Source organism: Vibrio inusitatus (assembly GCA_024346935.1).
In the GTDB taxonomy this organism is placed as follows: domain Bacteria; phylum Pseudomonadota; class Gammaproteobacteria; order Enterobacterales; family Vibrionaceae; genus Vibrio; species Vibrio inusitatus.
On record AP024878.1, the window covers coordinates 1,119,532 to 1,143,743 of the forward strand.

Here is a 24,212-nt window from a genome sequence, read left to right on the forward strand (position 1 = left end):
GTGCTGACAATGCATTTATGGCCATAATGTGAATCTATTGTTGATTGCCAAGATAGCGACAATCTAATTCACAGAAGTTAACAAGCAGTTCGGCGACTGAAGAATAAAAGCCAAACTCGTCGTACTGTGCACAATTTTCCGAAAACTGCGGAATCCAAGACAGAATATGTTCTTCTATTAACGCCTTTTGCTCTGCCAGTGCCTCTTCAAGATGAGACTCTTGTTCTAGCTCATTGCAGCGGATAATCAGGTTACCCAGAAAGTCCAACTCTAACGCTAGGTGATCGGCAGGTTCGTTGAAATTTTTGTCCACTTCAATGCCTTTTTCAAGCATTAGCTGCGCCATATCTTGAGCAGGCTTGCCATTAAGAAGCTTACTTTCATCCAGATAGATAGACGCGTAGGGCAGTGCGGCATACTTATCTGACGTCAAAAATAAATCACAAAAATCGGCCGCTAATTCAAGTTGAGCATCCTCTCTCACTTGAAGACGATTGAGTGCATCAATTACGCGTTCTACCGACTTAACCAATTCTTCATTTTCAGCAAGCCCGCCTAAAAATCCTCGGACTTCGGCAGATTGGTAGGCCTTTAAATCTTCTTCGGTCAGTTCTTTAGAGAACAGACTTGAAAACCACCAATAGATTTCAGCACGCTGTTCGTTGAACTGTTTTAGTTCTTGCATAGATAAATCCACTTCCTTGACACAAATGAAAAGGCTACCTGTGTAGATAGCCTTAACGTGTTAGATATAGTCTTAAATTATGAATCAGTTAGTTGGAGCTGACAAGATCTCGTATCTTCTGCCACCAAATCCCCATGGTTTCGTGCCAATAACGCTCAGTTTGTTCGAGATAACGAGCTTGTGGCGTATATTTGACCCATGCCTGATTGATATTCGATTGTGCTAAGTAATTGGTCGGTGCTGGCAGTGGCTCAAGACCGGCACTGTGGAACTCCCCTAAAGCTCTGTCCATATGGCTAGCTGAAGTCACAAGGGCTAGGCTTTTTTGACCGACAAATCCAGCCGCTTGTCTTGCCTCTTCCCATGTGTCTTGCGCTGTTTCTAAAAGAATGATGTCAGATTTTGCGACACCCAATGCTAAAGCTACCGTCGCCATCATGCGTGCTTGACTCATTTCTGAGCCTCCGTCGTACCCAGACAAGATAAGCTTGGCTCCTGGGTACATACGTAAAATACGGATACCCTCGCTTAAGCGCATCAATGCAGTACGACTGAGCTCTGAAGTAGGCGGAATCTCAGGGTCTACTACGTGTCCACTGCCCAACACCATGACATAATCTAGGCTCTCTGAAGGCGGTAAAAAGGCAGTGTATTTTCGTTCTAAAGGCTTAAGGAGTGAGGTTGAGATTGGTTGGAATGAAATAGCAAAGATCGACATCAGCGAGATAAAGATGAAGATACAGCCAGCTTTATGCCTTCGTGTAAACATAACGAGCGCTAATCCCACAAAGCCAACCAACAACATTGCGGGCAGTGGCATAAGAAAAGCTGTGATGATTTTTTTCAGTTCAAACATGTTGAGATAAACCAATTCCTAGGTTAAGTGAGGCAAAAAATGTGTCACGGGAATAAATGCTCCGCATTTGGCCGTTTTTTTAGTCGATCGAAGAGTCAAATCAACGACAGCGCTTTATTCTTGACGTCCTTGTGACACAATACGAAACACTCTTAAATAACATCATACCTTAAATAAAAGTGACACAAGATCGTAATTTCGATGACATTGCCCATAAATTTGCCGAAAATATTTATGGTTCGGACAAAGGTAATATACGTCAGACTATCGTCTGGGAAGATTTGCAGCAAATCATAACCCAGATTGGTGGCGACTCGAAACCCCTGACCGTACTTGATGCAGGAGGTGGGTTAGCTCAAATGTCACAAAAGTTGGCACAGCAAGGTCATAAAATTATTTTGTGTGATGTGTCTAACGAAATGCTTTCGTTAGCTAAGCAAGATATTGCACAAAAAGGTTTGCTAGAGCAGTATCAGTTTATACACGCGCCGGTTCAAGAGTTGGATAAACATATCGAATATCCCGTGGATTTAATACTGTTTCATGCGGTAATGGAATGGCTAGTAAATCCCAAACAAGCGCTTCAGAAATTAATGAGTCACGTCGCCCCTGGTGGCATGGCATCGATTATGTTTTATAACCACCACGGATTGGTGATGAAAAACGTAATTTGCGGCAACATACCTCATGTATTGCAGGGAATGCCCCATCGTAAACGGTTTAAGTTGCAACCTCAGAAAGGGTTGTTACCTGAAGATGTATACCAATGGTTACAGCAATGTGATTTACGCATTTGTGGTAAATCAGGAATCCGATCTTTTCATGATTACATTGGATTTACCCAGTATGTGGGTGATTACAGTCAACAAGAATTGATGCAACTTGAACAGCAATTATGCAGAACTGAGCCCTACCTTTCGTTAGGAAGATACATTCATGTATGGGTTCAGAAGGAACAACAGTAGGGAACTGGATGAGTCAACTCTCCCAAGAAGGGCAACAAAACGATCAAGTCACCGTAGATGAGTTGGTCGGGTGGGTTAAACAACATGATTTTTCCCTTAATTTAAGCAGCGAACACTTGAGCTTTTTGGTCGGTATCGCCCTGTTAAGTCAAGAGCGTTTTGATGAAGAACTGGGTGAAGGCGAACTGCACGATGTATTTAACATTGTTCAGCGCGAGTTTAGTGGTACTGAAAGCTCAGGAAATGCAACGTTCAAGGCCAATAATGCGATTAACAGTTTGGTGGCACAAAGACTACTCAGTCGATTTACCAGTGAAGGACAAGAAGGCAGCAGTATCTATCGCCTGTCTCCTTTGGCTGTGGGTATTTCTGAGTATTATTTGAGGCATCGCCAATTTTCGAAGCTTAAGTTATCCATTCAGCTGACCTTAGCCGGTAAAGAGCTAACGAATGTGGTGACTATTGCAGAAGATGATCCGACTGTTGAAGGCTGGCGCCGAGATATTTATGGCACGCTTAAGTTTTCTGTGGCTGAGATCTTTGACCAGATCGACCTAAACCAAAGGGTAATGGACGAAGAGCAAGGTCAAGTAAAAACGCAAATAGCAGAACTGTTGAATCAAGATTGGCGCGAGGCCATCAGTCAATGTGAAAACTTGCTATCTGCAACCTCAAATACCTTAACTGAGCTGCAATCCTCCTTGCAGGCTGCCGGCGATGAGTTGCAGTCTCAGCTTCTGACTTTACAACAAGTCGTGTACGGCAATGAAGACCTGGACTATATCGATGCGGTATTGTTTAGCTTGCAAGTAAAACTCGACCGAATTATTAGCTGGGGCCAGCAATCCATCGATTTATGGATCGGTTACGACCGTCACGTGCATAAATTTATTCGTACCGCGATTGATATGGATAAAAACCGTGCCTTTAGCCAAAGGCTTCGTCAGTCTATTCAAGACTTTGGAGTCAACTCATGGCTGCTGACCTTTGCGGATGCTGAACGCTTAAGAGACCTAAGAGATGAATCTATGGTGCTTAAAAATGATGAAGCGTTAGGCGAATTGCCACCAGAGGTCGAGTATCAAGAGATGCTACAGGTAACCAATGAGTTGGCCGAGCAAGTTAAAGGTATGCTGAAAAATCATAAAAACCAGGGAGCGAAAATCGACCTTGGTGAGGTACTGCGCAACTATCTTGCCACTCACCCACAAGCGAGTCATTTTGATTTGGCTCGAATGGTAGTCGACCAAGCGGTGCGCTTGGGTTACTCAGAACAAGACTACGCAGCCATTCAGCCAGATTGGCAGTCGATTAACGAATATGGTGCAAAGGTACAAGCAAATGTCATCAACAAATTCTGATATGTATATGCCAGAGAACCTAGTACGAGCGATTGCAAATCCGCTGTTTCCTGTATTGGATAGCCTGCTTCGCTCAGGTCGTCACATTACTCAAGACGATATGGATAACCATGCACTCTTGTGTGATTTCGAAACCGATCTAATGCTGTTTTATCAGCGTTACAACACTGAATTAGTGCGCGCGCCAGAAGGTTTTTTCTACCTGCGCCCACGTTCAACAACTTTGATTAACCGTAGCGTGCTATCTGAACTAGATATGCTAGTGGGCAAAGTGTTGTGTTTCTTATATCTCAGTCCAGAGCGCTTGGCTCAAGAAGGCATCTTTAGTAACCAAGAGATGTTTGAAGAGTTGCTGTCTATTGCGGATCACCAGACTTTAATGAAGTTTGTAACCAACAAAGCAACCGGTACTGATCTGGATAAAGAAAAGCTGTACGACAAGGTTCGTACGTCACTGCGTCGTTTGAAGCGTCTAGGGATGCTTCTACCGATTGGTGAGGGTGATAAATTCCGCATCAGTGAAGCGGTATTCCGTTTTGGTGCTGATGTTCGAGTTGGTGACGATGTTCAGCAAGCACAAATGCGTTTAATTAGAGATGGTGAAGCCGTACCTTCAGAAGAAGTACAACAAGGCACCCTGCTAGATGAGTCTGAGAGTGAGGAACAAGCATGATTGAAAGAGGAAAATATCAATCACTGACGATGGTGAACTGGAACGGTTTCTTCGCGCGTACCTTTGACATCGATGGTCTTGTAACCACACTTTCTGGTGGTAACGGTGCGGGTAAGTCGACCACTATGGCGGCGTTTATCACCACTTTAATTCCAGATCAAAGCCTACTGCATTTTAGAAACACTACTGAAGCGGGTAGTTCGCAAGCCTCTAGAGATAAGGGCTTGTACGGTAAATTACAGCCGGGTGTGTGTTATTCAGCGCTAGAGGTTGTTAACTCTCGTAATCAGCGTCTGGTATTTGCGGTTAAATTGCAGCAAATAGCAGGTCGAGACAAGAAAGTCGATATCAAACCGTTTGTTATTCAAGGACTGCCGAGTTCAATCAAGGCCTCGCAGTTGTTTATCGAGACGGTGAATGAGACTCAGGCTAAGGTTTGTCAGTTAAATGAGGTAAAAGAGCGTGTTGCTCAAATAGAAGGTGCTCAATTTAAGGCCTTTAACTCTATTACTGATTACCATGCTCAGATGTTTGATTTTGGCGTTGTACCGAAGAAGTTGCGTAACTCGAGTGACCGCTCGAAGTTTTATCGCCTAATTGAAGCATCATTATACGGCGGTATCTCAAGTACCATTACTCGCTCTTTACGTGACTACTTATTGCCTCAAAATGGCGGCGTTAAGAAAGCATTCCAAGATATGGAATCGGCGCTGCGTGAAAACCGTATCACTCTAGAGGCGATTAAAAATACTCAGGCAGATCGTGATCTATTTAAGCATCTACTCACTGAATCGACCAATTACGTGGCAGCAGATTACATGCGCCATGCTAATCAGCGTCGTTCAAAGCTAGAAGCGACCTTAGGTTTACGAGCAGAACTGTTTAGCAACCGCCAGCAAATTATTGATAACAATGCGCTGCTTAATACAACCCAGCAGCAACTTGAAACGGTGCTAGAAGAGCACTCTGCATTAGAGCAAGACCATCAGTCGGCTATTGATTACTTGCAGTTAGTTCAAAATGCACTTCAGCAGCAACAGAAAATTGCTCGCTATGAAGAAGACTTAATTGAACTAAGCGAGCGTCTTGAAGAGCAAATCATGGTTGTGGAAGAGGCTCAAGAGGCCCTTATCATGGCGGAAGAGCAAAGCGAACTGACTGAGCAAGAGGTAGATAGTCTTAAATCTCAGCTCGCTGATTATCAACAAGCACTAGATGTTCAGCAAACCCGCGCTTTGCAATATCAACAAGCGGTCAAAGCACTTGAAGAAACTCGAGTGCTGTGTGATTTGGATATTGAATCTGTAGACCAGATCCCAGCATTAATTGCAGAGCTAACGACGCAGCAGCAAAAGAAAACCCAGCAAATTCTATCGCTAAAGCACAAGCTAGATATTAATTCTGCAGGTGTAGAGCAGTTCAACAAAGCCTTTGAATTGGTTAAGCATCTTGACCCTGACTGTGAGCGCAGTAATGCAGCACTTTTTGCCAAGAATGCGTTGGCAAAAGCGGTTACCGCTAACAATGATGCTCAGCAACTGACGCATTGGCAGTCACAAAAACAAGACCTAACCAAAGCAGTAGCTAAACAACAAGCCGTTCGCTCATTGGTGAGCGATTATCAGCAGCAATTTGCTACTTTGCTTGTTGATGAAGCGGATCTTGAAGTGGAATATGAACGTCAATCTCAAACCATTGAGACGGCGGAGCAAAGCATTGAATCGGGTCGTGAAAACTTGATTGAGATGCGTCGCAATGAACAGCAAATCAATTCTGAGATCCAACGTTTCGAAACGATAGCACCTCGCTGGATTAAAGCTAATGATGCTCTCAATCAACTAAGTGAGCAGACTGACGCAGATCTTAACAATGCGCATTCGGTGATGGCTTCAATGCAGCTAGTGTTGGAGTCAGAAAAAGCCTTATTGTCAACTAAGGATGGATTGGCGATTCGTCGCACTCAAGTTGAGAAGGAAATTGAAGCGTTAGGCACACCAGGTGGTGCAAACGACGCTCGTCTTAAGGCATTAGCGGATAGTCTAGGTGGTGTTCTCCTTTCTGAGATTTACGACGATATTACCTTAGAAGATGCACCGTACTTTAGCGCAATGTATGGTCCGGCTCGTCACGCTATCGTGGTATCAGATATGAGCGGCGTGAAAGAGCGTTTAGTTGAGTTTGATGACTGCCCTGATGATGTATATATCTTAGAAGGTGACGTAGATGCCTTTGATGAAAGTCAGTTTGAGGTAGAAGAATTCGAAGGCGCAGTATGCGTTCAAGTAAGCGAACAACAGTTGCGTTTCTCGCGCTTCCCTAAAGTTCCTTTATTTGGGCGAGCGGCACGTGAATCTCGTTTAGAAATACTTCGAGAAGAGCGTGACCAATTAATTGAAGACTACGCTAAAGCTTCTTTTGATGCGCAAAAAGCGCAGCGTCTATACCAAGCATTTAACGATTTTGTGGCAAATCATGCTCAAGTGGCATTTGAAGACGATCCAGAGCAAAGCATTAGCTCATTGCGAAACCAACGTAATACTCTGATTGAAAAGCTATCAACAACACAATCTGCAGAAACAGAGTACAAGGCCGCATTAGCGAAAGCGAAGAAAGCATTGTCTGCGCTAGATAAGATTACGCCGTCTCTGCACTTGCTTGAAGACGAGTCGTTAAGCGAACGTTTAGAGGAAATTGAGCAGAAGTTAGAATTGTTGTCTGAGAGCAAACGCTACCTTGACCAATTTGGTCAGACGTTACAAAAACTGGAGCCGATTGCCAATGCACTTGAGGCTGATCCTGAGCAGTTTGACGCTATTCAAGCAGAATATGAAGCTTTGGACCAAGCACTTCAACTCAACAAACAGAAGGCTTTCGCACTTTCGAATGTCTTGGGACGAAAAGCTCACTTTGCTTATGCTGACTCAGTAAAGCTATTAGATAAAAGCAGTGAATTGAGTGAGCAGCTAAAGCTGAAACTCACCACAGCAGAACAAGAGAAAGACCGAGCTCGTGAAGGTTTTAAACAAGCACAGCAACAGTTCCAACAATACAATCAGTTACTTGCAACATTGAAGAGTTCGCATCAAGCGAAATCGGAAACCGTTCAAGAGTTCCGCCAAGAGCTAACAGAAGCAGGCATTACTTTAGATGAAGGCATCCTTGATCGCGCTCAAACGCGCAAAGAAAGCTTGCATCAGCGTATTGAAACCTCTCGAACTGCTCAAGCGCAGATGCAAAAGACACTGACCGCTACAGAGATGGAACTTCGAACGTCAACTAAAGCACTGAAGAAGCAACAAAAAGAGTACTCAGAACTGCGTACCTTCGTTGTGACGGCAAAAGCTGGCTGGTGTTCGGTTCTTAAGCTTGCAAGAGAGCATGACGTTGAACGCAGATTGCACAAACGTGAACTGGCGTATCTTTCAGAGGGTGAGCTTCGCTCCATGTCTGATAAATCACTAGGTGCGCTTCGCTTGGCTGTGGCTAATGAAGAAGACCTGCGAGATTCACTGCGAGCATCGGAAGATACGGCGTATCCGGAGCGTAAGGTTTTATTCTACATTGCAGTTTATCAGTACCTAAGAGAGCGTATTCGTCAGGATATCATTCACACTGATGATCCTGTAGAAGCGATCGAAGAAATGGAAGTGGAACTTGCACGTCTGACTGAAGAGTTGAACCAACGAGAGAACCGTTTGGCAATCAGCTCGGAATCGGTATCGAGTATTATCAAGAAAACCATACAGCGTGAGCAAAATCGTATTCGCATCTTGAACCAAGGCTTGTCGAATATCCACTTTGGTCAGGTTAAGGGCGTACGACTTAACGTACAGATCCGTGAGAGTCATGAAATCTTGTTAAGCAGCTTAGCTTGTCCAGATAAAACACATCAACAGTTGTTTGATAACTCAAGGCTGACCTTCTCCGAAGCTATGGCGAAGTTATTCCAACGTGTGAACCCTCACATCGACATGGGACAGCGCTCACCACAGGTGATGGGTGAAGAGCTGTTAGATTACCGTAACTACCTAGAAATGGGTGTTGAGGTAAACCGTGGCTCAGAGGGCTGGTTACAGGCGGAATCTGGAGCACTATCTACGGGTGAGGCGATCGGTACTGGTCAATCTATCTTGTTGATGGTCGTTCAGAGCTGGGAAGAAGAATCACGACGCTTACGTAGCAAAGATATTGTTCCGTGTCGCCTGCTGTTCTTGGATGAAGCAGCCCGTCTTGATGCGAAGTCTATTGCGACCCTGTTCGAGCTGTGTGATCGTTTGAATATGCAATTGTTGATTGCCGCTCCTGAAAATATCAGCCCAGAAAAGGGAACCACCTACAAGCTAGTACGTAAGGTATTCAAAGACCATGAACACGTGCATGTGGTTGGTTTGCGTGGCTTTGGTCAACAATCGGTAGGCTCAGAGCCTATTGATGAGGCTGAGGTAGTGTAGTACTGGTGAGAGATGTGCGTCCTAGGATCCTGGATAAGTTCTATGAACTTTCCAGGATGACGTTGCCTTAAAATGAAACACAATAGCAAGATCGTCATACTGGAAACCACATAGTGGTTATCCAGTATCTTGGCGAGTGCCCAACCTAGTATATTTTCAAACCCTCTACAGCAAATCCAACGTATGCTGATAGCGATATTGATACCCCAGCTTTACCGACTTCGAGCTATCAATACGCTTATCCGGCGTATCAACAACTTCAGGTAAAACAGCATCAAGATTTCGTGATTTTATAGCCGCTTGATAAAACTGAGCTTTATCACAAGTGTTGGGCGTCGAGGCGTTAATGATGTCCAGCTTGATATGGTTCATGGCAAACTCAATCACACCTACCGCATCGACCCTATGTAACATGTTTGCAGGAGCATGGCGACTTACCGAGCGTAGTCGGGTTGCAAAGCGTGAAGGGTGGCGTATCTCATCGACTAGTCCACTGCAGCGGATCACCACATAATCAACTCCACTATCTATGACTCTTTGCTCAGCTTGCAACAGAGCACGACTTTTATCGGAAAATTCATTTTTGCCAACAGCCAACTCTAGGCTGGCATCTTCCTCTTTCATATCTTTCGATTCAGAAGGGTAGACTGCGGTCGAGCTAATCATTATGACTTTGCTAGCCCCACCTTGTTTGGCCGCTTCACACACTTGTTGCCAGTTATTGGCATAACTGTCCCAATCAGGAGTCGCACTGCGTCTGAAGCCCGGCGTAATGCACCCAATAACAACCTCTATTTGTGATTGCTTAATGAGTGATGCTAGGGACTGTATGGAGGGTAAAGGGAGTTGTAATTGGTGAGCAGATAGGCCCAACTCAAGACTTTCTTTGATGCTCTCATGACTAGAATTGGTCACATGAACAGTATGATTTGAGGCGCTAAGTTGTTTGGCTAGTGGGCGGCCAAGCCAACCTGCGCCTATAATTAAGACAGCAGTCATATTTAGTGACTAAGTGCTCTCAATACTTTTTCGGCATGCTCTGCGATTTCAATGCCTTCATCCGTGAGATAACCACCATCACTTAGAGTACATAAATTTTTGTCGAACAGCCTTTTGACTGCAAGTTGTATATGTTCTTCTGCGTCACTGTGTACTTTGATACCGGTTGCAGCGCTGCTTAAATCGAATTGAAGAAGTAGATTAAGTTCATCGATCAATAGTTGGTTGAATTTCATGCTTTTTCCTTTTTGATACTTTCTTCCACAGTAGGACCGGAATAGCAGTGAATCAACAACAAACAGTAAAAAACGTTATCTATATCCTACGCTCGCTCAATTGTTCATCACTAAAGAGTATTTTTAAGGAAATTTAAAAGATTTGTCATTATCGCGTAAAAAAAGTCAAATTTAACATTGACTCTCTGTCAGCCCAGACCCGACAAGACTTTACACTTTTTATCCACAATTATTGTGGATAACCGCGGTAGAGTTTAAAAAATAGAGGTGTTCAAAAAAGCATCACTAGGCGTGATAAAGTAAATGAAATTAGCTATTTACATTTATGTTCAAATCGAGTTTCGGCAAATTGTGCACTTTAAACATTTCATCAGTGATCCTGAGGCTTATTCAAGCTGTGAATAACTCGTTTTAATAGGGAATATCAACGGCAACAACTGGATAGATCAAGGATATGGTCTAAGTTTTTAGTATTGGCTCATCGTGGCATCGCTGTGGTGAATGAATAACAATAATCAAGGCAATATGTATGAGTGATATGAATAATATCCAAGAAGAAGAAAAGCGCTCGCTTGAATGGAAAGCGTTTTTTTTCATCGCAGTCGTTCTATTTCCAATCCTGAGCGTGGTATTTGTGGGCGGGTATGGTTTTGTAGTCTGGATGCTTCAAGTGTTTGTGTGGGGCCCACCTGGCGTTCATGGCTAAGCTAGATGCAACTCAGACAACTGAATTAAGAGCGAGAGCAAGATGAAGTCACTAATCGTCAAATTATGGAAAACGATGGGGCGTCCAGCAAAGCACATAAGTTTGGGCGTGCTCACACTGGGCGGCTTTTTAGCAGGGGTTATTTTTTGGGGCGGATTTAATACTGCACTTGAAGCGACCAATACTGAAGAGTTTTGTATCAGCTGTCACACCATGCGTGACAACGTTTACGAAGAACTTCAAACAACGGTTCACTGGAAAAATCATTCGGGTGTCCGTGCAACCTGCCCAGATTGTCACGTCCCTCATGAATGGACGGCTAAGATAGCGCGTAAGATCCAGGCTTCCAAAGAAGTGTATGCCCAGATTTTTGGGGATTTAGATACACCTGAAAAGTTCGAAGCACGTCGCTTTGAGCTAGCACGCCATGAATGGGACCGCTTTTCTGCTAACCAATCTATGGAATGTAAAAACTGCCACAACTACGATTCGATGGATTACGAGTTGATGTCTCCAACAGCTCGTATTCAAATGAAGCAAGCGGCTGAGCGAGATCAAAGCTGTTTGGATTGTCATAAAGGTATTGCTCATAAACTGCCTGAAAAAATGGATACTTCCGGTGGTATGGTTGGTGAGCTAGAACAGATTGCACACTCAACCTCTTACTCTAAAGACTCTTCTTATGTGTCTGTTCGTCACCTTCCTCTATACGAAGACAAAGACCTTTCTGTTGAAGCGGGTCTATTAAATCCTGCATCTCAGATTAAGGTTCTTCAGGTTACTGACAAAGCTCTGCAAGTTGAAATTAGCGGCTGGCGTAAAGACAAAGGCTTTGGTCGAGTTATTCAAGAAGATTTTGGCATGAATATCCCAGTGGGTTCCCTACTTAAAGAAGCTGCGCAAAGCGATGCTATTGTGCAAAGCTTTGAAGAAAAAGAAGATGAGCTGACCGGTTTACCATGGAGTCGAGTGGTAGCAACGGTTTGGATGAAACCAGAAGCACTAGTAGAAGGTTACGGGCCGATTTGGGAGCGTGCGGGTGAGTCATACACCGTAAACTGCTCGACTTGCCATACACAGCCAGCACCAGCACACTTTAGTGCTAACGCATGGCCAGGAATGTTTAATGGTATGTCAGCATTCGTAAACCTAGATACTGATAGTGAAGCCTTGGTATTGAAATACCTACAGAAACATTCATCTGATTTTTCAGATGAGCATCACTAATTCTGGACGGAGAGAAAAAATGTCATTATCAAGAAGAAGCTTTCTGAAAGGGTTAGGCGCATCAGGTGCTGCGGCATCGGTGATCGGTCCCAGTTTATTAGTTTCAAGCTCTGCTAGCGCTGCCTCAGAAACAGAAGGTGTATGGAAGACGTCAGGATCTCACTGGGGCGCTTTTCGCGCTCGAGTATGGGCCGGTAAAGTTCAAGAGATAAAACCACTGGAAGCGGATAAGTACCCGACCGAGATGCTAAATGGTATCAAGGGCATTATCTACAGCCCATCGCGTATTCGCTATCCAATGGTTCGCTTAGATTGGCTGAAGAAACATAAGTACGCGACAGATACACGGGGTAATAACCGCTTTGTTCGTGTGACTTGGGATGAGGCGCTTGACCTCTTCTATCGAGAACTTGAACGTGTTCAAAAAGATTATGGTCCTTGGGCACTGCATGCAGGCCAAACAGGTTGGCGTCAAACAGGTCAAATGCACAGCTGTAACAACCATATGCAGCGCGCTATTGGTTTGCATGGTTACTCAGTTAAGAAGGTAGGGGACTACTCTACAGGTGCTGGTCAAACCATATTACCTTATGTTCTAGGTTCTACCGAAGTGTATGCACAAGGTACTTCCTGGGAGCTTATCTTAGAGAACAGTGACAACATCATTATCTGGGCAAATGACCCCGTGAAGAACCTTCAAGTAGGTTGGACCTGTGAAACCCATGAATCGTTTGAGTATCTTGAGCAACTAAAAGAGAAAGTCGCTAAGAAAGAGATCAATGTGATCTCGGTAGATCCGGTTAAAAATAAGACTCAGCAATACCTTGGCAATGAACACTTGTATGTGAATCCACAAACTGATGTGGCGTTCATGTTAGGTATGGCGCATACGCTGTATACCGAAGATCTGTACGATAAGAAATTTATCGAACTGTATTGTCTCGGCTTCAAAGAATTTGTGCCTTATATGATGGGTGAAACCAAAGATAAGGTAGAAAAAACTCCAGAATGGGCGGCGGCAATCTGTGGTGTATCTGCAGACAAGATTCGTGAATTTGCTCGCATGCTAGTGAGCGGTCGCACACAGATCTTGTTTGGTTGGTGTATACAGCGTCAAGAGCATGGTGAACAACCCTATTGGATGGGTGCTGTATTAGCCTCTATGATTGGTCAAATTGGCTTGCCAGGCGGTGGTGTATCCTACGGTCACCATTACTCAGGTATTGGCGTCTCCTCTACAGGTTTTGGTGCGCCAGGTTCTTACCCGCTGAATATTGATACGGGTCAGGAGCCTAAATACACCAACAAGGACTATAACGGTTACAGCAGTGTGATTCCTGTTGCCCGTTGGATTGATTGTCTCTTGGAGCCTGGCAAAAAAATTCAAGCTAATGGTAGTGAAGTGACACTCCCTGCCTACAAAATGATGGTGATCAGTGGTAACAACCCTTGGCATCACCATCAAGATCGTAACAATATGAAGAAGGCTTTCCAGAACCTTCAAACCATGGTGACCATCGACTTTGCTTGGACTGCTACCTGTCGATTCTCAGATATCGTTTTGCCCGCTTGTACCCAGTTTGAGCGCAATGATATTGATGGTTATGGTGCGTATTCAGGCCGTGGTCTAGTTGCGATGCATAAACTGGTAGACCCACTGTTCCAGTCTAAAACTGACTTTGACATCATGACAGAGCTTACGGCTCGTTGGGGGCGAGACAAAGATTACACTCGCGGTATGTCAGAAATGGAATGGGTCAAGAGTTTATACGATGGCTGTAAGGCATCTAATGCGAAGTTCAACCTTCCAGAGTTTGAAGAATTCTGGGAAAAAGGCTTCTTAGACTTCGGTAAGGGTAAGCCTTGGACTCGTCATGCGGATTTCCGTGAAGATCCAGAGATCAGTGCTTTAGGTACTCCATCGGGCTTTATCGAAATTACCAGTCGTACTATAGGGCGTTATGGTTACGAGCATTGCCAAGAACATCCTATGTGGTTTGAGAAGTCAGAACGCTCACATGGTGGACCAGGCTCTGATAAACATCCCTATTGGTTGCAATCTTGTCACCCAGACAAGCGCCTTCACTCACAGATGTGCGAATCTGAAGAGTTCCGAGCAACGTATGCGGTACAGGGGCGCGAACCGTGTTACCTAAACCCTAAAGATGCGAAAGCCAAAGGAATTAAAGATGGTGATTTGATTCGCGTATTTAATGATCGTGGGCAGCTTCTTGCAGGGGCCGTGGTGAGTGACCACTACCCTGAAGGTGTGATTCGAATTGAAGAGGGTGCATGGTATGGACCTCTCAACGAGAAAATAGGCGCAATAGATACCTATGGCGATCCAAACACTCTAACTCAAGACATTCCTTCATCAGAGTTGGCGCAAGCTACATCAGCCAATACTTGTTTGGTGAATATTGAGAAATTCAAGGGTGAAGTACCTCCGGTTACTGCCTTTGGTGGACCACTAGAGGTTTCTTAAGCTTCTTTTGGCTCTCGTCATGCCCGAGTGCATTAATCGAGCATCTTGTTTAATAAAAGGTCCCCGATAAAAGCACTCGGGGACGACGATAAGTGTTCGGCTGAACATTTAAGCTGTAATCTAAAACCACCGCTTAAACTCGGTGGTTTTTTTATGCTTTTACTAATGAGGTGTAGATGCGATGATTTGCTGTACTTATAACCGAAATAATAACAACTAATTTCTTTATCAAAAGGTGTGATTGTATCTTGCGTACAATTTCAGTTGATGATGAGAAAGACAATGAGAACAAGCCTAATAAAGTTAAGTAGCGTACTAAGTATTGTGGTTATGGTAGGGTGCTCATCACCTGCATTTGATGCTGAAAATGAAAATGCAGCTCGCAACCGAGGTGCAGCCGGTGGTGCTCTAGTTGGGGCAACACTAGGTGCTCTGACTGGTGAACCGGAACTGGCGGTCATGGGAGCTGTTGCTGGTGGCGTGACTGGTGGTGTTGCTGGTTCTATGAAAGACTTAGAAGACTCTCGTTCAGCAGACCAAAACCAGGTGCTTGCTGATGGTATCAGTCAGGACAACCGTAGCGATGCAGAAAAGCGTCTTGCTGAGCTAGAAGCTGAAATTCGAATCAAAGAGCTAGAGGCGAAGCTAGCCGAATACGAGGACGCAGAGTTAGCCGATCACGATGAAGTGGAGCAATTGCCGGCGAGCTAGTGCTTTGAGCTAACGGTTTGTTAAAGAAAATAGTCTTTAGTCTATGGCCACCAACTTAAGTTTGGTGGCTTTTTTGTCTCTGCTATTTATGAGGTTAAATGACAGGCAAAAAAAAAGCCGACCACGAAAAAACGTGCGATCGGCTTGTATTCTTGTGAACAAAAAACTACGTTCACTAACAACGTCAGTTGGCTAGGTGATCCTTGGCTTAAAAGGATCACTATAGCTAATGCACTATGCGTGCCAACTTTCTGGATTAATTATTAAGTCTTTGTTATTTAAAGATTAAACTTTAAAGTTTAACTATATTTGCAAATTGCATTTTCATAATGCAAAGAAAATTAGACTTTTGCATATGTGTGCCCGTGCATATTTTCAGCGTTTAATTTAAATGCACCTGTAATCATATGTTGAAATTAGATAAAGAATCTAAACACTAAGGTTTCTAGTGCCACTATGAAAAATAGGGCAGGGAAGACAATTCTCGAAATGATATCTAATCTATGGGCAAGCTCTAATTTACCATCCTTGGCTAGTGCAGATGTTGCAATACACTGCAATAAGCTTGCGAACACCAAGATAGTCGATGCCAAAATAAAATAGTCTAGGCTAGTTAAATAAGGCAGACGGGGTAAAATGGTATCGGCAGAAAATCGGTACGCTATTAAAGTCAACATCGACGTTATAGCAATACCCACATTGCTCGCAACGTTAAGCGGGTCCATCCAAAATACTGCCCAAGACATTGCGACAATCAGTGCTAATGGCAAGATCATCTTTAGAATGTAGTAACTACTGAGTCTTTCTGCAGTAAAGCCGTAATTGATACCTGCGACATTGATGGTGTCATTTTGATAAGGACGATAGGCTTTCGTTTCAGCAAACCAATCTAGGATACGCCAGTCAGCAAGGGATAAACTGCTCGCGATGCCAGAGAATTCTTGTATATCGACCATTTCAATTTCATTCGGATTATATCCAGGGGCAACCAAATGAAAGTTGAAGTCCTGTATATCAAATGGGAAACGGTTTAAGTGCATTGCTTGCGAATAACTTCCCCAACTAGCCACCAAGAATGATACTTGCCCTTCAGGAGTAATAGAAACGCTGTCTTTGTTGTGAAAGAAGATCTTTTGCTGACTTACAATCTGGAACTGAGGGTGCCAAACCTCATCTAAGTCTTTTGTAATCGGCTCTGGGCCAGGGTGCGCTTCACGACTATCTTTCCAACTTAAGCGATAGAAAAGACGAATATCAAAGCTCTGTGATGAAGTATCAATACCATCTACGTCAGCAACAAATAGGGCAGTATTAATTTTTAAAGGGAGATCACCAGGCGGTAAACCCTTAGAGGCGAGTGTGGTAGGGACTAAAAAAAATAGCGTTAATATTAAAATTCCAATTGTTCGCATCGGCAGTCGCTCCATCAACTTGATCTTCAAATTATAGAGCGATTACCGTGTAACGTCGGATTTACTTGATAGCGAACATGGAACCGAAGTTAAAGCATTGAAACCAAACCTCACTGCTACTAAAGCCAATGTCAGCAAATCTTTGTTTATGAGTATCAATCTTATCAGGGAGCATCACGTTCTCGATGGCGCTTCGTTTCTGGCTAATTTCCAGCTCACTGTATCCATTGGCGCGTTTAAAGTCGTGATGCAAATCGATAAGAAGTTCATGTGAGGTGTTATCCTCAAAGATGAACTTTTCAGAAAGGATCAGAATGCCACCTGGTAACAATCCTTTATAGATTTTTTCAAGAAGTGTCTGACGGTCATCTGGAGATAAAAATTGTAGTGTGAAGTTCAATACCACAACAGAGGCGTTTTCAATCATGATTTCACGGATATCAGCTTCGCGAACATCAACCGGAGTCTTCGCTTTATAGGCGTTGATGTGTAGTTTACAGCGTTCTACCATTGCTGAAGAGTTATCTACCGCAATGATTTTGCAGTTATCTGCAGTGATGTTGCGACGCATAGATAAGGTAGCGGCTCCAAGAGAGCAGCCAAGGTCATATAGATTCGACTCTTCTGTAGCAAATCGCTCAGCTAACATGCCAATAGCCGAGATGATATTGCTATATCCAGGTACAGAACGCTGAATCATATCTGGGAACACTTCTGCTACGCGTTCATCGAAGGTAAAGTCGCCAATCTTTTCGATTGGAGCGGAAAAAATCTTATCTGTGCTCATTGGAATCTAGGTGTGTAAGTAATGACAAGTGTAAGTTTAGAGAAAAGGCACCGAGCTGTCATTAATCTAGCTCAATTGCGTTTAAGCTTGTTGTTTTCTCCTTTGTTTGCTCAAAAACAGAGCAAAGCCAACCTTTCATGCATAAAAAGTTGCTTTGACTGTCGATTTTAAGGCCATTTCCGAGTATAAATATCGGTTAATTGCGTCGAGATCTTTTAGTCTCGATAGAACCTTATTAGTTATTAAAAAAGAGTCGGGAAATTCAATATGCGTAGCCATTATTGTGGTCAACTGAACAAGTCCCTAGCAGGACAAACTGTAGAACTTTGCGGTTGGGTAAACCGTCGCCGTGATCTAGGCGGTCTTATTTTTATCGATATGCGAGATCGTGAAGGTATCGTTCAAGTAGTTGTTGACCCAGATATGGCAGAAGCATATGCAGTGGCAAACGAATTACGTAACGAATTCTGCATTAAACTGACTGGTGAAGTTCGTGTTCGTCCTGACAGCCAAGTAAACAAAGATATGGCGACTGGTGAAGTAGAAATCATCGCTAAAGGTCTAGAAATCATCAACCGTTCAGATGTGTTGCCACTGGATTTCAACCAAAAAAACTCTGAAGAACAACGCCTAAAATATCGTTACATTGATCTGCGTCGTCCTGAAATGAGCGATCGTATTAAACTACGTGCAAAAGCGTCAAGCTTTGTTCGTCGTTTCCTAGATGACAACGACTTCCTAGATATCGAAACCCCAGTTTTGACTAAAGCAACCCCTGAAGGTGCTCGTGATTACTTGGTACCAAGTCGTGTTCACAAAGGCAGCTTCTACGCACTTCCTCAGTCTCCTCAGTTGTTCAAACAGCTTCTGATGATGTCTGGCTTTGATCGTTACTACCAAATCGTTAAATGTTTCCGTGACGAAGACTTGCGTGCAGACCGTCAACCTGAATTTACTCAGATTGATATTGAAACTTCATTCATGTCAGCAGACCAAGTGCGTGCAACCACAGAGAAAATGGTTCACGACATGTGGCAAGAACTACTGAACGTTGATCTTGGTGAGTTCCCTGTCATGCCATTTGCAGAGGCAATTCGTCGCTTTGGTTCTGATAAACCAGATCTACGTAACCCTCTTGAGCTGGTTGATGTTGCTGATATTCTTAAAGATGTAGAATTTAAGGTATTTGCTGGTCCTGCAAACGATGAGAAAGGTCGTGTAGCAGTACTTCGTGTACCAGGTGGCGCTAAGCTAACTCGTAAGCAAATCGATGGCTACGCAGAGTTTGTTGGTATCTATGGTGCGAAAGGTTTGGCATGGATGAAGGTGAACGACCGTGCAGCAGGCATGGAAGGTATCCAATCTCCAGTAGCTAAATTCCTAAACGAAGACGTTATTAACGGTATTCTTGAGCGCACAGGCGCTGAAAGTGGCGATATCATCCTATTTGGCGCTGATAAAGCTAATGTAGTTTCAGAAGCGATGGGCGCACTGCGTCTTAAAGTAGGTGCGGATTTAGAGCTGACAGATCTAGCAGCGTGGAAACCACTTTGGGTTGTTGATTTCCCAATGTTTGAAGAAGATGGTGAAGGTAACCTGCACGCGATGCACCACCCGTTCACATCTCCTCTTGGTGTAACAGCAGAGGAGCTAAAAGCGAACCCTGCAGCGGCAAACTCTAATGCATACGACATGGTTATTAACGGCTATGAAGTTGGTGGTGGTTCTGTACGTATTCATAATGCAGAGATGCAAGCAGCAGTGTTTGACATCCTAGGTATTGATGCAAAAGAGCAGCAACTTAAGTTTGGTTTCTTGTTAGAAGCACTTAAGTACGGTACGCCTCCACATGCTGGTTTAGCATTCGGCCTTGACCGTCTAGTGATGCTGCTATGTGGCACAGAGAATATCCGTGACGTAATTGCATTCCCTAAAACGACCAATGCATCTTGTCTACTAACAGACGCGCCTAGCCTTGCAAACCCAGCTGCGCTAGAAGAGCTTTCTATTGCAGTGAATATTGCGAAGAAAGAAAGCGAATAACATTCGTGTCTAACTAGTCTAAACTCCCGCTTATATCGCGGGAGTTTTTGTTTGAGGGATAGAAAACATCAATGACGATTATTTTAGGAATAGACCCAGGCTCTAGAATCACCGGATATGGGGTTATTCGTCAAAATGGCAGACATCTATATTATCTCGGCAGTGGTTGTATTCGCATGTCAGAAAAAGAACTGCCAGGCAGGCTAAAACAAATTTATGCAGGTGTGAGTGAAATCATCACTCAGTTTCAGCCTGACGTATTTGCTATCGAGCAAGTCTTTATGTCGAAAAATGCTGACTCTGCATTAAAACTAGGACAAGCGAGAGGCAGTGCTATTGTTGCCGCAGTGAATGCTGATTTAGAAGTGTATGAGTACGCGGCTAGGCTTATCAAGCAAGCAGTAGTAGGCACCGGCGGTGCAGACAAAGCGCAAGTACAACACATGGTTCAACAAATGCTTAAGTTGCCAGCAAAACCTCAGGCCGATGCTGCCGATGCACTAGGCGTAGCGATATGCCATGCCAACACCAATAAAACGCTGGTGGCGCTCGCAGGCAGGGCTACCTCAGCACGCCGTGGACGATATCGTTAGCTAGATAGCTGACTGCTTTAAGCTATAAGCTGTCAGTTTTCATCCTTCACCCAACCGCCGTCATTGCCGAGGTCTTTTATCGGCAATCTTTCATTTAGTACGTCCCAAGATTCCTGCTAATAGCATGCGGGAATGACATTTTGCAGCTATCAGCTATCAGCTATCAGCTATCAGTTTTCACCCAACCGCCGTCATTGCCGAGGTCTTTTATCGGCAATCTTTCACTTAGTACGTCTCAAGATTCCCGCTAACAGCATGCGGGAATGACATTTTTACAACTATCAGCCTTCACCTAAACACCGTCATTGCCGAAGTCTTTAATCGGCAATCTTTATATATAGACATCTTCACACTTCTCAATACTAGCTTGGCTATTTATCCGGAGTACTGGCTATCCGTCCAGTTATTTATTATCATCAATAACATTGTAAACAGTGATTGGAAATAAACAGTGATTGGACGCTTACGTGGAACCCTTATCGAAAAACAGCCCCCAGAACTATTGATTGAAGTGGGTGGGATTGGTTACGAAGTACAGATGCCGATGAGTTGTTTTTATGAGCTACCTGAAATTGGTCAAGAAGCGATTATTTATACTCACTTCGTGGTGCGAGAAGACGCGCAGCTTTTGTATGGTTTCAATAGCGTCAATGAGCGTGCTCTATTCCGCGAGGTTATTAAAGCCAATGGCGTGGGTCCTAAACTAGGCCTAGGTATTTTATCGGGTATGACAGCGGGTCAATTTGTTAGCTGTGTTGAAAATGAAGATATCTCTACGTTAGTTAAACTACCAGGTGTTGGTAAGAAAACAGCCGAACGCTTAGTCGTGGAGATGAAAGATCGTCTTAAAGGTTGGGGTGCAGGAGATCTCTTTACTCCTGCTACGGATGCCGCGCCAATGGATAAAGGGCTTTCTAGTGATGAAAGCGCCATTGATGAAGCGGTAAGTGCGCTATTAGCATTGGGTTACAAACCGCAACTGGCGTCAAAAGCAATTTCTCAGATTGCCAAACCCGATATGACTAGCGAGTCCCTGATCAAAGAAGCTCTACGAGCGATGGTGTAACCGATGATTGAAGCTGACCGACTCATTGCACCGGAAAACCCTACTTTTAGAGATGAAGAAGCGATAGATCGTGCTATTCGTCCGAAGAAACTTGAAGATTATCGAGGCCAAGACCATGTGCGTGGTCAGATGGAGATTTTCATCAAAGCCGCTCAAATGCGCAATGAAGCTTTGGATCACTTGCTTATCTTCGGTCCTCCTGGTTTGGGTAAAACCACACTGGCTAATATTGTTGCCAATGAAATGGGCGTTAACATTCGCACTACTTCTGGGCCCGTATTAGAAAAAGCTGGTGATTTGGCGGCACTTCTTACTAACCTAGAAGAAAACGATGTGTTGTTCATTGATGAAATACACCGTTTGAGTCCTATGGTCGAAGAGGTTCTCTATCCTGCGATGGAAGATTATCAATTAGATATCATGATAGGCGAGGGCCCAGCGGCACGCTCTATCAAGATTGACCTACCACCCTTTACGTTGATCGGCGCAACCACACGAGCAGGTTCATTAACCTCGCCACTGCGTGACCGTTTTGGTATTACGCAGCGTCTTGAGTATTACAAGATTGACGATTTGCAACACATTGTTCAGCGCAGTGCTGATTGCTTGAACCTGTCGATGGAAGAAGAGGGCGCTCTAGAAGTGGCAAGACGTGCTCGTGGTACTCCGCGTATTGCTAACCGTTTACTGAGGCGTGTACGAGACTACGCAGAAGTGAAGGGGGATGGCCACATAGATTCAGATATCGCGGATAAAGCCTTGGACATGTTAGATGTCGATAGCCTTGGCTTTGACTATATGGACCGTAAATTACTGCTGGCTATTATAGAGAAGTTTAACGGTGGTCCTGTAGGTCTCGATAATATGGCCGCTGCTATCGGTGAAGAAAAAGATACGATTGAAGATGTACTTGAACCTTATTTAATTCAACAAGGTTACCTACAAAGAACGCCTAGAGGCCGAATTGTTACAGACCGTGCCTACTTACATTTTGGATTTGATCTAAAAGATTGATGAATAGTTATGGGGGTGTAATGCCCCTTTTATTTGTCTGACAATAATCTCGTAAAACCTTTAACTTTGGTTACATATCACTCTCCTTTTGTTCAATAAAAGACCTGTCTCAATTCATTATTCTTGATTCAAATCAAGGAAACTTTCTGAAATAAAGCCTTTGAAACCAACAAATTAAACCGATAATATAACCCACAGATATATTAGAGGATGCTTAACAACTGCTTAACTGTTAGTTTTCAGGGAATTAACGATTAATACAGTTATTTAACAGCTCCTGTTAATTTTTAACTTTGCGCTTTAGGTTGAGCCAGTGTCTAGGAAGACACCCAAGGAGTTCTTATGATAGATGTCGTTGATCTGTCGCGATTGCAATTCGCGTTGACAGCAATGTACCACTTCCTGTTTGTACCATTAACTTTAGGTCTTGCTTTCTTGCTTGCGATTATGGAATCCGTTTACGTGATGACAGGCAAGCAGATTTATAAAGATATGACCAAGTTCTGGGGTAAGTTATTCGGTATTAACTTCGCTCTAGGTGTAGCAACAGGCCTTACCATGGAGTTCCAGTTCGGAACAAACTGGTCTTACTATTCTCACTATGTAGGCGATATCTTTGGTGCTCCTCTTGCCATTGAAGCCTTGGTCGCCTTCTTCTTAGAATCTACTTTTGTTGGTTTATTCTTCTTTGGTTGGGACAGACTGTCTAAGCGTCAACACTTGGCGGTAACTTGGCTAGTTGCGTTGGGTTCTAACTTCTCTGCATTGTGGATCCTTATCGCAAATGGGTGGATGCAACACCCTGTGGGCGCTGAGTTTAACTTTGAAACTATGCGAATGGAGATGGTGAGCTTCTCTGAGGTTGTCTTTAACCCTGTTGCTCAGGTGAAATTCGTTCACACCGTCGCATCTGGTTATACAACTGGCGCAATGTTCGTTCTTGGTATTAGTTCATACTACCTATTGAAGGGACGAGATGTGGCTTTCGCGCGTCGTTCATTTGCTATCGCTGCCTCTTTTGGTATGGCTGCAATTCTATCTGTTATCGTTCTTGGCGATGAGTCAGGCTATGAGCTTGGTGATGTACAGAAAGTTAAGCTTGCCGCGATTGAAGCTGAATGGCATACCGAGCCAGCACCTGCTGCCTTCACCGCATTTGGTATTCCAAATCAAGAGACTATGGAAACGGACTACGCGATTAAGATCCCTTATGTCATGGGTATTATCGCCACGCGTTCTATTGATAAGCAAGTAACGGGTCTTCGTGATCTTCGTGAAGAGCACGTCGATCGTATCCGTAACGGTATGTATGCTTACGATCTTCTTGAAAAGCTTCGCGCAGGTGACAAGTCTGATGCCAATGTGGCCGCTTTTGATGAAGTGAAAGACGACCTTGGTTATGGCTTACTTCTTAAGCGTTATACCGACAATGTCGTTGATGCAACAGAAACGCAAATTCAAGCTGCAGCTGATGACTCTATCCCGACAGTTTGGCCTCTATTCTGGTCGTTCCGCATCATGGTTGCGTGTGGCTTCATTATGCTGTTTGTCTTCGGTATGGCGTTCTACCAAACTTGTCGTCAAAAGATTGAACAAAAACCTTGGTTACTTAAAGCTGCGCTATTTAGTATGCCACTTCCGTGGATTGCTATTGAAGCAGGCTGGTTTGTTGCCGAATTTGGTCGTCAGCCATGGGCTGTAGGTGAGATCTTGCCTGTACACGTAGCAGCATCAGCATTAACCATGGGTCAGCTATGGGCGTCACTAGCAGCAATTCTGGCACTTTACACTGTGTTCCTGATTGCAGAAGTTTATCTAATGGTGAAATTTGCACGTAAGGGACCGAGCAGTCTGAAAACAGGCCGCTACCACTTTGAACAAAACAACGACGATGAAGCGAAAGCAAAAATCGGTCGTCAAGTTGACGCATAATAGGGAGTGT

General features: G+C 44.0%; 19 protein-coding genes. 13 read left to right on the top strand and 6 right to left on the bottom strand.

Annotated features, from left to right (window positions below; all coding sequences use genetic code 11):
• Positions 1 to 34: 34 nt before the first annotated feature.
• Both torD and elyC read right to left on the bottom strand, forming a co-directional pair.
• Complete coding sequence (gene torD / locus OCU48_RS05175; RefSeq protein WP_141344276.1) at positions 35 to 685, bottom strand: molecular chaperone TorD; 651 nt, start codon at positions 683 to 685, stop codon at positions 35 to 37.
• A gap of 88 nt (positions 686 to 773) precedes the next feature.
• Complete coding sequence (elyC, locus tag OCU48_RS05180; protein ID WP_141344277.1) at positions 774 to 1,541, bottom strand: envelope biogenesis factor ElyC; 768 nt, start codon at positions 1,539 to 1,541, stop codon at positions 774 to 776.
• Positions 1,542 to 1,720: 179 nt separating this feature from the next.
• Between elyC and cmoM the strand changes: the two genes are divergently transcribed.
• The 4 genes from cmoM to mukB are packed head-to-tail and all read left to right on the top strand — an operon-like array spanning position 1,721 to position 8,991.
• Positions 1,721 to 2,506 carry a tRNA uridine 5-oxyacetic acid(34) methyltransferase CmoM gene (gene cmoM, locus OCU48_RS05185; RefSeq protein ID WP_141344278.1) on the top strand — a complete coding sequence of 262 codons (786 nt, stop codon included), beginning with the start codon at positions 1,721 to 1,723 and terminating at the stop codon, positions 2,504 to 2,506.
• Between the two features lie 8 nt (positions 2,507 to 2,514).
• Entirely contained in the window at positions 2,515 to 3,867 is a 1,353-nt protein-coding gene (gene mukF / locus OCU48_RS05190) for a chromosome partition protein MukF (protein ID WP_167496155.1), read from the top strand.
• The gene (gene mukE / locus OCU48_RS05195; RefSeq protein ID WP_141344280.1) at positions 3,848 to 4,540 is read left to right on the top strand and encodes a chromosome partition protein MukE; all 693 of its coding nucleotides are present in this window, start codon (positions 3,848 to 3,850) and stop codon (positions 4,538 to 4,540) included. Before mukF ends, mukE begins: the two co-directional genes overlap by 20 nt.
• Positions 4,537 to 8,991 (top strand): chromosome partition protein MukB, encoded by a 4,455-nt coding sequence (gene mukB / locus OCU48_RS05200; protein WP_141344281.1) that lies wholly within the window; start codon positions 4,537 to 4,539, stop codon positions 8,989 to 8,991. Before mukE ends, mukB begins: the two co-directional genes overlap by 4 nt.
• A gap of 165 nt (positions 8,992 to 9,156) precedes the next feature.
• On the opposite strand, the gene OCU48_RS05205 is transcribed toward mukB, so the two are convergent.
• Positions 9,157 to 9,990 carry an NAD-dependent epimerase/dehydratase family protein gene (locus OCU48_RS05205; RefSeq protein ID WP_141344282.1) on the bottom strand — a complete coding sequence of 278 codons (834 nt, stop codon included), beginning with the start codon at positions 9,988 to 9,990 and terminating at the stop codon, positions 9,157 to 9,159.
• Between the two features lie 2 nt (positions 9,991 to 9,992).
• Positions 9,993 to 10,226 carry a TIGR02647 family protein gene (locus OCU48_RS05210; protein WP_141344283.1) on the bottom strand — a complete coding sequence of 78 codons (234 nt, stop codon included), beginning with the start codon at positions 10,224 to 10,226 and terminating at the stop codon, positions 9,993 to 9,995.
• A gap of 529 nt (positions 10,227 to 10,755) precedes the next feature.
• Between OCU48_RS05210 and torE the strand changes: the two genes are divergently transcribed.
• The 4 genes from torE to OCU48_RS05230 all read left to right on the top strand — a co-directional run bounded on the left by torE (position 10,756) and on the right by OCU48_RS05230 (position 15,355).
• Complete coding sequence (gene torE / locus OCU48_RS05215; protein ID WP_141344284.1) at positions 10,756 to 10,932, top strand: trimethylamine N-oxide reductase system protein TorE; 177 nt, start codon at positions 10,756 to 10,758, stop codon at positions 10,930 to 10,932.
• 42 nt (positions 10,933 to 10,974) lie between these two features.
• The gene (torC, locus tag OCU48_RS05220; RefSeq protein ID WP_141344285.1) at positions 10,975 to 12,159 is read left to right on the top strand and encodes a pentaheme c-type cytochrome TorC; all 1,185 of its coding nucleotides are present in this window, start codon (positions 10,975 to 10,977) and stop codon (positions 12,157 to 12,159) included.
• A 19-nt stretch (positions 12,160 to 12,178) separates the two neighbouring features.
• Complete coding sequence (gene torA, locus OCU48_RS05225; protein ID WP_141344286.1) at positions 12,179 to 14,644, top strand: trimethylamine-N-oxide reductase TorA; 2,466 nt, start codon at positions 12,179 to 12,181, stop codon at positions 14,642 to 14,644.
• Positions 14,645 to 14,926: 282 nt separating this feature from the next.
• Positions 14,927 to 15,355 (top strand): glycine zipper domain-containing protein, encoded by a 429-nt coding sequence (locus OCU48_RS05230; RefSeq protein WP_141344287.1) that lies wholly within the window; start codon positions 14,927 to 14,929, stop codon positions 15,353 to 15,355.
• Between the two features lie 416 nt (positions 15,356 to 15,771).
• Here the strand turns inward: OCU48_RS05230 and OCU48_RS05235 are convergent, their stop codons facing one another.
• On the bottom strand, positions 15,772 to 16,767 hold the full coding sequence (locus tag OCU48_RS05235) for a ligand-gated ion channel (RefSeq protein WP_141344288.1): 996 nt from the start codon (positions 16,765 to 16,767) through the stop codon (positions 15,772 to 15,774).
• A 61-nt stretch (positions 16,768 to 16,828) separates the two neighbouring features.
• Complete coding sequence (gene cmoA / locus OCU48_RS05240; protein ID WP_141344289.1) at positions 16,829 to 17,554, bottom strand: carboxy-S-adenosyl-L-methionine synthase CmoA; 726 nt, start codon at positions 17,552 to 17,554, stop codon at positions 16,829 to 16,831.
• Between the two features lie 267 nt (positions 17,555 to 17,821).
• Here cmoA and aspS point away from each other — a divergent pair, with 267 nt between their 5' ends.
• From aspS to cydA, 5 genes are all read left to right on the top strand, one after another.
• On the top strand, positions 17,822 to 19,597 hold the full coding sequence (gene aspS / locus OCU48_RS05245) for an aspartate--tRNA ligase (RefSeq protein WP_141344290.1): 1,776 nt from the start codon (positions 17,822 to 17,824) through the stop codon (positions 19,595 to 19,597).
• A 71-nt stretch (positions 19,598 to 19,668) separates the two neighbouring features.
• Complete coding sequence (gene ruvC / locus OCU48_RS05250) at positions 19,669 to 20,190, top strand: crossover junction endodeoxyribonuclease RuvC (RefSeq protein WP_141344291.1); 522 nt, start codon at positions 19,669 to 19,671, stop codon at positions 20,188 to 20,190.
• A 451-nt stretch (positions 20,191 to 20,641) separates the two neighbouring features.
• A complete protein-coding gene (ruvA, locus tag OCU48_RS05255; protein ID WP_017027645.1) occupies positions 20,642 to 21,256 on the top strand; it encodes a Holliday junction branch migration protein RuvA in 615 nt (204 codons plus the stop codon).
• A 3-nt stretch (positions 21,257 to 21,259) separates the two neighbouring features.
• Positions 21,260 to 22,270: a Holliday junction branch migration DNA helicase RuvB gene (gene ruvB / locus OCU48_RS05260; protein WP_141344292.1), complete on the top strand. Its 1,011-nt coding sequence runs from the start codon at positions 21,260 to 21,262 to the stop codon at positions 22,268 to 22,270.
• Between the two features lie 342 nt (positions 22,271 to 22,612).
• Positions 22,613 to 24,202, top strand: coding sequence for a cytochrome ubiquinol oxidase subunit I (gene cydA / locus OCU48_RS05265; RefSeq protein ID WP_141344293.1), 1,590 nt, complete (start codon positions 22,613 to 22,615; stop codon positions 24,200 to 24,202).
• Positions 24,203 to 24,212 lie beyond the last annotated feature (10 nt).